The 3,495-nt window shown below is 33.2% G+C and carries 3 protein-coding genes and 1 pseudogene; 3 read left to right on the top strand and 1 reads right to left on the bottom strand.

What is annotated here, in order from left to right; translation table 11 throughout:
* From AFK68_RS05475 to AFK68_RS05465, 3 genes are all read left to right on the top strand, one after another.
* A partial coding sequence (locus AFK68_RS05475) for a Uma2 family endonuclease (protein ID WP_210407245.1) occupies nucleotides 1-228 on the top strand: 228 nt, incomplete at its 5' end.
* A gap of 543 nt (nucleotides 229-771) precedes the next feature.
* On the top strand, nucleotides 772-1,605 hold the full coding sequence (gene fdhD / locus AFK68_RS05470; protein ID WP_094671910.1) for a formate dehydrogenase accessory sulfurtransferase FdhD: 834 nt from the start codon (nucleotides 772-774) through the stop codon (nucleotides 1,603-1,605).
* Nucleotides 1,606-2,368: 763 nt separating this feature from the next.
* Nucleotides 2,369-3,322 (top strand): thermonuclease family protein, encoded by a 954-nt coding sequence (locus tag AFK68_RS05465; protein ID WP_094671909.1) that lies wholly within the window; start codon nucleotides 2,369-2,371, stop codon nucleotides 3,320-3,322.
* Here AFK68_RS05465 and AFK68_RS05460 read toward each other — a convergent pair.
* A pseudogene (locus tag AFK68_RS05460) lies at nucleotides 3,305-3,495 on the bottom strand (NUDIX hydrolase); the annotation flags it as partial. The gene AFK68_RS05465 and the pseudogene AFK68_RS05460 overlap by 18 nt on opposite strands.

The raw sequence follows: 3,495 nt of genomic DNA, 5'->3' as shown, positions 1-3,495 counted from the left end.
GCTGATAGTACATTACAAAAAGATTTAGGAACTAAAAAAACATTATATGCCAATTCAGGAATAAAAGAATATTGGGTAATTGATATTGCTAAAAAAAATTTAAAAGTATTTCGCAATCTAATGAATAATGAATATCAAATTGAACAAAACTATCAAGATGGAATTATTTTTCCCCTGGCGTTTCCTTCAGTAGAGATTTCTGTCAAAAAAATAATTGGATTTGATTAAAGGGATATTTAGATAAGATATTAAGCAGCCAGGTTTATAAAGTCGGAAGCAATTTATGACTTTTTTTCCATAAAACAAGCATTCTCCTGATGTGCAACTTTTCAAGCAAAATTTCCCTCCATTCTCTCAAAAAAACTCTGAGAAGTCCTATGTAATACCATTTCTAAAAAACTTTTCTAAATTTGATTGAGTAGGGGAGTAGGGGAGTAGGGGAGTGTAGGGACGTATCGCTGCGCGACATGTTTGCGGAGCATTCCGGAACGGAAAACGCATTTTTGCCGGTGCAACGTCCGTACAAATTAAGAATAATTAACTTTAAATTACCTAAAATCAGCAAAAAAGTTATTCTACTAAAGTAATTACTTAGTAACTGAAGTTTTAATTAAGTATAGCATTAATGCATGGGAATTGGTATAATATAATGTCCGGTTAAATAGTTATAATTAGAGGTTTGTAGAATAGCTCTGAGCAATATATATCTATTATCGGGCTAAAGCCCAACTACAAACAAAATTTTTTTTATCACTTCCCTATTTCCTAAGTATGAAAAATTCTCCTAGTAGTAAAACTAAAGCACAAATTTGGGTAGTAGAAAATCACAATTTTGTTACTCTTTCCGACCAATTAGCAACAGAAGAACCTTTAGAAATTCGCCTAACTTTTCCTCAACAAACTATAGCAGTTACCATGAGAACTCCAGGAGCAGATTTTGATTTAGCTACAGGATTTCTTTATAGTGAAGGAGTTATCAAAAATCGTGAAGATATTGCCAAAATTAGTTATTGTGTAGACCAAGAAATTGATGGAGAACAACGACAAAATATTGTTAATGTCACTCTTAATTCAAAATTCAACCCCAATCTCAAAACCCTAGAAAGACATTTTTTTACAACTAGCGCTTGTGGAGTTTGTGGGAAAGCAAGTATAGAATCTTTGCAAATAAAAGGATATTCAGCTATTCCTTTAGGATTAGAAGTTTCACCAGAAATTATTTATAGTTTGCCTGAAAAATTAAGCACTGCTCAAGGAGTGTTTAAATCTACAGGAGGTTTACACGCTGCTGGTTTATTTAATGCTCAAGGAGAACTGTTGAAGTTACGGGAAGATGTGGGAAGACATAACGCTTTAGATAAGTTAATTGGTTCAGAATTTTTAGCAGGTCAATTACCTTTAAATAATCATATTGTCATGGTAAGTGGGCGATCGAGTTTTGAGATATTACAAAAGTGTATAACTGTAGGTTTGCCAATAGTTTGTGCTGTTTCTGCTCCGAGTAGTTTAGCAGTAGAAATAGCCAAAGAATTTAATATTACTTTAGTCGGGTTTTTGCGTGGCAGAAAATTTAATATTTATTCTGGTGTAGAAAGAATAAAGTAATATCAAGTCTGGTAGTATTAGCTGTTCATTAATGGATAATGGATAATTGATAATTGATAATTACCTCTCCCTAAAAGGGATAGGATTGACACTAATCAGGAAAAGATTTATTTCTCTTGGTCGATTAGATATGGCGAGGAAACCCGCTCTTGCAGAGCCGCGAACGCTTTTCATGTCGCGTAGCGAAACGCCATCTCATCCTAACGGACTGCTCCGCAAACGACCGCTTTTTTCTCTTGAAAGGGGAGGCTTCAAGGCGGGAATGATCTAATTATTTAATTGTTTAATTATTAATTATTTCGGTAAGAAGGAAGAAGCAAGAAGTAAAAGGGAAGAAGACTTAAAAGTAGGAAAAAACTTAAACTTTGGTAGATATTTGCTAATATAGCAATCCGCCCATAGGTTTTGGGTAATTAAAAAGTAAATAAAAAAGGTTGAAACTTACACCTGTTCCCTGTTTCCTTTTCCCTTTTCTCTAAAAAGCAGTAAGATTTTTGCCACGAATAAAATAGGATTGCTAAGAGTTTACACAAACAATACCAAATAAATTAGCATCACTAAGGTCAAATCTGCTGTATTTCCAGATTTCATGTATAATACTAAACTAATTTAGTTAACTAGAAAATCATACTGTTTGTAAAAAATTATCTTCAATATAGAGAAATAATCAGAACTTCCCTATCAACAAGAATACTGATCAATGAAGTTTTATGCTTAACTTCTCTCCTATTCTTTTTCCCTTTTTCCTTCAACATTAATAACAATGACATCTGAAACTTTAACCGTCGAAAAAAAAGGCACAATAATTAAAAATCTCCAAGTCACAAGAGTAGTTGATGGTGATACAATCAAAGTCCTATTGAACGATAAGCGAGAATTTATCAGAATGGATTATGTTGATGCCGAAGAAAGCTATTCTGAATATTCTAAACCTGTTACAGAAATTGGTAAACAAGCATCAGAAATGGCAATACAATATTTCACATTACCTAATGGTGAACTTGCAGAAGTTGATATTGAATTTGATACAGATGACCCTATAGAAAACTGTTTAGAAAAGTATCGAGACCATCAAGGTCGCTTAATCGCTTATGTACATAAAAATAGTGAAAACTTTAATATCAAACTCATCAAAGAAGGGTGGAGTCCCTACTTTATTAAATATGGATATTCTCGATTATATCATCAAGAAATGACTGAAGCAGAAATAGAAGCTCAAGCAAATAATCTTGGTGTTTGGAATTCTGAAATAAATAAAGGGAAACGCAAAAGAAATTATAATTTACTTGTACCTTGGTGGACTTTAAGAGCTTCCATTGTAGAAAATTATCGTACTTATGGAATAGCTGCGGGAGTCCTAGAAGTTAGATTAGATTTTCCCAAAATTTTAGCAGCAGCAGAAACGGGAGAATATATTACAGTTTTTTTTGATTTACAGGGAGGAGTTTCTAAGTGGTTAGATAATGGTGCTTTAGTTTATGACGGTACTAAAGACCATCGTTTAAAATTATGGATTCCAGATACTAACAGTGCAGAAATAAAGCCTTTATTACAACTATTAAAAAATCGTTATTTTGGTTTAGGTAGGGGATATGTTTATATTAGTGGACAGGTAAATATGTATCGAGATAAACCAGAAATTATCCTTTCCGACATGAAGCAATTATCAGATTTTCCTCCAAAAGTCTTCCGAAAATTATTAATTATTAATTGTTGAACCAACTCTTGGTCTAATACCATAATGACGATACCGCAAATAATCTTGAATAATGCGGTCGTGGTCAAAACAAAGATTTGTGGGAATTTGCCAAGGTTCAAATATGTCTAAATTTTTCGCATCATCTGCTGCTTTCGGTTCCCCAGTCGCAGTGGCAATAAATACCACACTCA

Origin of the sequence: Hydrocoleum sp. CS-953 (assembly GCF_002260545.1) — a bacterium.
Lineage (GTDB): Bacteria > Cyanobacteriota > Cyanobacteriia > Cyanobacteriales > Microcoleaceae > Trichodesmium.
The sequence above is the reverse complement of the archived record's forward strand: the minus strand, read 5'-3'. Positions and strand labels throughout refer to the sequence as shown.